Raw genomic sequence first — 5,446 nt, 5'->3', positions numbered from 1 at the left:
GTAGTTACTCCCGAGGAATATATGGGTCCCGTTGTAGGTGACCTGAACCGCAGGAGGGGACAGGTTAACAATATGGATGACCGTTCAGGATCCAAGGTGATCAAAGCGGAAGTACCCTTATCAGAAATGTTTGGATATGTTACGGCGCTGAGGACACTTTCCTCAGGTAGGGCGACCTCCACTATGGAATTCTCCCACTATGCTGAAACCCCTTCCAACCTGGCTGAGGAAGTAATTAAAATGGCAACTGGTGTAACCGCTTAAGGAAGAAAAAAATGAGTCAGAAAATCAGAATAAAACTTAAATCTTACGATCACAACCTGGTAGACAAATCTGCCGAAAAGATCGTAAAGACGGTGAAGACAACGGGAGCGGTAGTAACCGGCCCTATTCCATTGCCAACGCACAAGCGGATTTTTACGGTATTGCGTTCACCGCACGTAAATAAAAAGTCAAGGGAGCAATTCCAGTTGAGCTCATATAAGCGTTTGCTGGATATTTACAGTTCCTCCTCCAAGACCATCGATGCCCTTATGAAGCTCGAGCTTCCCAGTGGTGTTGAGGTGGAGATAAAGGTATAAGGAAATATAGTTCGCCTTTGTATAAGGCGGCTGACATGTCCGGAGCGTTTCGCGAAGGAAAAACGGTAACAAAAATGAATTCGGGGTCGAATTGTTTTTGGCCCTGTTTTTTTGTCAGGAAATTAAGTAAAAATTGAATTAATAAATAAATAAGTATGTCTGGGTTAATTGGAAAAAAGATCGGCATGACCAGCATCTTCGATGACAACGGGAAAAACATTCCCTGTACGGTTATTGAAGCTGGGCCATGCATCGTTACCCAAGTCAGAACCGAAGAGGTAGACGGGTATAATGCCCTTCAGCTCGGTTTCGATGACAAGGCAGAAAAGCGTGCGAACAAGGCCGAACTGGGTCATGTTAAAAAAGCAGGTACTTCTCCCAAGAAAAAAGTCGTTGAGTTCCGGGATTTTGAAGGTGAGTACAAACTGGGAGACACCCTGGGTGTTGACCTTTTTACGGAAGGAGAATTTGTTGACGTGGCAGCCACCTCGAAGGGAAAAGGCTTCCAGGGGGTTGTTAAGCGACACGGCTTTGGCGGTGTCGGACAGGCTACTCACGGACAGCATAACCGACTTAGGGCCCCCGGGTCTATCGGGGCAGCATCCTATCCGTCACGGGTCTTCAAAGGAATGCGAATGGCCGGCCGCATGGGTGGTGAAACGGTAAAAGTGCAAAACCTTAGGGTGGTAAAAGTAGTTCCGGAAAAGAATCTCCTTGTCGTAAAGGGATGTATTCCGGGTCATAAGAATGCATACGTAACTATTGAGAAGTAATGAAGGTAGCCGTATTAGACATCAAGGGAAAAGATACAGGTCGGAAAGCAGATCTTTCGGATGCTGTTTATAAAGTGGAACCTAACAACCACGCTATTTATCTGGATGTGAAACAGTACCTGGCCCACCAGCGGCAGGGAACCCACAAGTCCAAAGAGCGTGCTGAAATTGCGGGAAGTACCCGTAAGATCAAAAAGCAAAAAGGCACCGGAACGGCACGTGCAGGGAGCATCAAGTCTCCCATCTTCCGTGGCGGAGGTCGGATTTTTGGACCTCGTCCCAAGGATTACGGTCAGAAGGTAAACAAAAACGTGAAGCGACTGGCCCGTAAATCGGCGCTCAGCATCAAGCAAAAGGAGAAAGCGATCATGGTAGTGGAGGACTTCCAGTTAGACAGTCCGAAAACCAAAGATTTTGTCGCGATCCTGAAGTCGCTTGGCATTGAAAACAAAAAGTCACTCTTCGTCTTGGGCGATACAAATAATAACGTATATTTGTCGTCGCGCAATTTGAAAGGTTCTGAGGTTGTAACTAATTCAGAATTAAGCACTTACAAAATATTGAATGCCAACAATATCGTGCTTCTCGAAGGTGCGCTGGAAGGAATTGAATCAAATTTAAATAAGTAAGGGCCATGAGGGCGTTGATTAAACCTATCATTACGGAGAAGATGACCAACGACAGCGAGCTGTACAATCGCTATGGTTTTGTTGTTGATCCCAGGGCGAATAAACTGCAGATCAAGGATGCAGTTGAGGAGACCTATGGAGTGTCGGTCAAGAAGGTCCGCACTATGAATTACGGTCCTACCCGAAGAACACGGTATACGAAGACAGGCGTACAGCAAGGCAAGACCAATGCCTACAAGAAAGCCATCGTAGACGTGGAAGACGGGGATATTATTGATTTTTACAGTAATCTATAAAGACGCGAGATGTCAGTTAGAAAATTAAAACCGATCACCCCCGGGCAGCGTTTTAAAGTAGTAAACGGATTTGACGCGCTTACTGCTGATAAGCCGGAGAAAAGCTTGCTTGCTCCGTTAAAAAGAACGGGAGGTAGGAACAGTCAAGGAAAGATGACCACGCGCCACAGAGGTGGGGGTCACAAAAGAAGGTATCGTATTATCGACTTCAAGCGAGACAAACAGGATGTTAAAGCAGAAGTGAAGTCCATTCAGTACGATCCCAACCGATCGGCTTTTATCGCCCTTGTTGAATACAAGGACGGGGAGAAGCGTTACATCATCGCTCAGAACGGGATGAAGCTTGGTCAGGAGATTGTATCAGGTAGCAAGGTGGCTCCGGAAATCGGAAACGCCATGCCGTTGAGCGATATTCCTTTGGGAACCATCATATCCTGCATCGAATTGCGGCCCGGACAGGGTGCCGTAATGGCGAGGAGCGCCGGAACCTTTGCCCAGTTGATGGCAAGGGAAGGGAAATACGCAACGATTAAGTTGCCTTCAGGGGAAACTAGGATGGTTCTCGCTAACTGCTTCGCAACCATCGGAGCAGTGTCCAACTCAGACCACCAGTTGGTTGTATCCGGTAAGGCGGGTAGAAGCAGGTGGCTGGGAAGGAGGCCGAGAACACGTCCGGTAGCGATGAACCCGGTAGACCACCCGATGGGTGGTGGGGAAGGCCGCGCTTCCGGAGGACACCCAAGGTCTAAAAACGGTATCCCGGCCAAAGGTTACAGGACCCGTTCCAGGACCAAGGATTCCAACCGATATATAATTGAACGAAGAAAGAAATAAAACGTAAAGAATAATGGCACGTTCCTTAAAAAAAGGACCTTACGTTCACTACAGCCTGGATAAGAAAGTCCAGCAAAACATAGAATCCGGTAAGAAAACCGTGATCAAAACCTGGTCAAGGGCATCGATGATCACCCCTGATTTTGTAGGGCAGACCATCGCAGTGCACAACGGGAAGCAATTTGTTCCTGTGTACGTAACCGAAAACATGGTAGGTCACAAGCTGGGTGAGTTTTCCCCAACACGCTCTTTCCGTGGGCATGCAGGGGCTAAGAACAAAGGTAAAAAGTAAGTAAGCTATGGGAGTACGAAAAAGACAAATGGCCGAGAGGCTTAAGGAGGAAAGGGCCCAGCTGGCCTTTGCCAAACTTAACAATTGCCCTACTTCGCCCCGTAAAATGCGTCTGGTAGCAGATTTGGTAAGGGGAGAAGGTGTGGAAAAAGCGCTGGCCATACTGAGGTTCAGCCAGAAGGAAGCTTCCCGGAGACTGGAAAAGCTCTTGTTGTCTGCCCTTGCTAACTGGCAGGCCAAGAACGAGGATGCTGATATAGAAAGCGCCGACCTGTTTGTTAAGGAGATCAAAGTAGACAGCGCGCGTATGCTGAAAAGGTTGCGACCTGCTCCTCAGGGACGGGCACACAGAATAAGAAAACGTTCCAACCATGTGACCTTGGTTTTGGGAGCAAGAAATAACGCAGAAAGCTAGCGAGAAATATGGGACAAAAAACAAATCCAATAGGAAACAGGCTTGGGATCATCCGCGGATGGGAATCCAACTGGTATGGCGGAAACGATTATGGAGATAAGCTTGCCGAGGATGACAAGATCAGGAAATACATCCACGCCCGTCTGGCAAAAGCCAGTGTTTCCAGGGTGATTATAGAGCGTACGCTCAAGCTCATCACGGTGACCATCACCACGGCCCGTCCCGGTATCATTATCGGTAAAGGCGGTCAGGAAGTAGATAAGCTGAAAGAAGAGTTGAAAAAGATAACCGACAAGGAGGTGCAGATCAACATCTTCGAGATCAAAAGGCCGGAACTGGATGCCAACCTTGTTGCCGCCAGTGTAGCCCGGCAGATCGAAAACCGGATCTCCTACCGACGCGCTATCAAAATGGCCATTGCAGCCGCCATGCGTATGAACGCCGAAGGAATCAAGATTCAGATTGCAGGACGACTTAACGGAGCAGAAATGGCCCGTACGGAATCTTATAAGGATGGAAGAATTCCATTGTCCACATTCCGGGCGGATATCGATTACGCCCTGGAAGAAGCCCATACCACCTACGGTAGGCTTGGAGTAAAAGTATGGATCATGAAAGGCGAGGTTTATGGTAAGCGTGAGCTTTCACCCCTTGTAGGAATGTCTAAAGGACAGTCTAAAGGAAAACAGGATGCCCGGAAAAAACGACGAAGAAAATAACATTTAAGTAATAGCAAATGTTACAGCCAAAAAGAACAAAATACCGCAAGGCGCAGAAAGGCCGAATGAAAGGGAATTCCCAGAGGGGGCACAGGCTTTCGAACGGGATGTTTGGAATAAAATCCATGGATTCCAGCTTTATTACCTCCCGGCAGATAGAGGCAGCCCGTGTAGCGGCGACCCGTTACATGAAGCGCCAGGGACAATTGTGGATCAAGATCTTCCCGGATAAGCCCATTACTAAAAAACCGCTTGAGGTACGTATGGGTAAAGGTAAAGGGGCCCCGGAATACTGGGTGGCCGTAGTAAAGCCGGGACGTATCATGTTTGAAGTCGGTGGAGTCCCGATGGATATAGCCAAGGAAGCCCTGAGGCTTGCGGCTCAGAAATTACCAGTAAGAACGAAATTTATTGTTGCCCGCGATTACGAGGAGGCATAAAACACTGATAGGACCATGAAACAGTCTGAAGTAAAGGAAATGTCCGTTGAGGAACTAAAGGAAAAGATTGCCGTTTTAAAAAAGCAGTACGCTGACTTAAAAATGGCACACTCCGTGACACCATTGGAAAATCCGCTTCAAATTAGGAATGCGAGAAGAACCGTGGCAAGATTGGCAACAGAATTAACAAAAAGGGAAAACCAATAATGGGTTCTGCTTTATGGAAAAAAGAAATTTAAGAAAAGAAAGGATAGGCGTAGTTACCAGTAACAGAATGGAGAAGTCCATTGTGGTTTCTGAAGTAAAGCGGGTAAAGCACCCTATGTATGGAAAGTTCGTATTGCGGACCAAAAAGTACGTGGCGCACGATGAGACCAATGATTGCAATATCGGCGATACCGTGCGGATTATGGAAACCCGCCCTTTGAGCAAGACAAAATGCTGGAGGTTAGTTGAAGTCCTAGAAA

At 47.4% G+C, this 5,446-nt stretch carries 11 protein-coding genes and 1 pseudogene; all 12 read left to right on the top strand.

The genetic code is table 11. From position 1 onward, the window contains the following. Positions 1–264: pseudogene (gene fusA / locus AC4E7D_RS11160) on the top strand (elongation factor G); the annotation flags it as partial. Between the two features lie 11 nt (positions 265–275). Then, complete coding sequence (gene rpsJ / locus AC4E7D_RS11155) at positions 276–581, top strand: 30S ribosomal protein S10 (protein ID WP_266015214.1); 306 nt, start codon at positions 276–278, stop codon at positions 579–581. A gap of 155 nt (positions 582–736) precedes the next feature. Next, a complete protein-coding gene (gene rplC, locus AC4E7D_RS11150) occupies positions 737–1,354 on the top strand; it encodes a 50S ribosomal protein L3 (RefSeq protein ID WP_490173873.1) in 618 nt (205 codons plus the stop codon). Then, positions 1,354–1,983: a 50S ribosomal protein L4 gene (rplD, locus tag AC4E7D_RS11145; protein ID WP_490173872.1), complete on the top strand. Its 630-nt coding sequence runs from the start codon at positions 1,354–1,356 to the stop codon at positions 1,981–1,983. Before rplC ends, rplD begins: the two co-directional genes overlap by 1 nt. Positions 1,984–1,988: 5 nt before the next feature. After that, a complete protein-coding gene (rplW, locus tag AC4E7D_RS11140) occupies positions 1,989–2,279 on the top strand; it encodes a 50S ribosomal protein L23 (RefSeq protein ID WP_490173871.1) in 291 nt (96 codons plus the stop codon). Between the two features lie 9 nt (positions 2,280–2,288). Beyond that, positions 2,289–3,113, top strand: coding sequence for a 50S ribosomal protein L2 (gene rplB, locus AC4E7D_RS11135; protein ID WP_490173870.1), 825 nt, complete (start codon positions 2,289–2,291; stop codon positions 3,111–3,113). A gap of 13 nt (positions 3,114–3,126) precedes the next feature. Next, on the top strand, positions 3,127–3,405 hold the full coding sequence (rpsS, locus tag AC4E7D_RS11130) for a 30S ribosomal protein S19 (RefSeq protein ID WP_490173869.1): 279 nt from the start codon (positions 3,127–3,129) through the stop codon (positions 3,403–3,405). 7 nt (positions 3,406–3,412) lie between these two features. Next, a complete protein-coding gene (rplV, locus tag AC4E7D_RS11125) occupies positions 3,413–3,820 on the top strand; it encodes a 50S ribosomal protein L22 (protein ID WP_490173868.1) in 408 nt (135 codons plus the stop codon). 8 nt (positions 3,821–3,828) lie between these two features. Next, a complete protein-coding gene (rpsC, locus tag AC4E7D_RS11120) occupies positions 3,829–4,539 on the top strand; it encodes a 30S ribosomal protein S3 (protein ID WP_490173867.1) in 711 nt (236 codons plus the stop codon). A gap of 17 nt (positions 4,540–4,556) precedes the next feature. Next, on the top strand, positions 4,557–4,979 hold the full coding sequence (gene rplP, locus AC4E7D_RS11115) for a 50S ribosomal protein L16 (protein ID WP_490173866.1): 423 nt from the start codon (positions 4,557–4,559) through the stop codon (positions 4,977–4,979). Positions 4,980–4,994: 15 nt separating this feature from the next. Continuing rightward, positions 4,995–5,186 (top strand): 50S ribosomal protein L29, encoded by a 192-nt coding sequence (rpmC, locus tag AC4E7D_RS11110; protein ID WP_490173865.1) that lies wholly within the window; start codon positions 4,995–4,997, stop codon positions 5,184–5,186. Positions 5,187–5,199: 13 nt separating this feature from the next. Beyond that, a partial coding sequence (rpsQ, locus tag AC4E7D_RS11105; protein ID WP_490173864.1) for a 30S ribosomal protein S17 occupies positions 5,200–5,446 on the top strand: 247 nt, incomplete at its 3' end.

Source organism: Lentiprolixibacter sp. (genome assembly GCF_982873095.1).
Note: the sequence above shows the minus strand (reverse complement) of the source record. Positions and strands in the feature narration are given on the sequence as shown.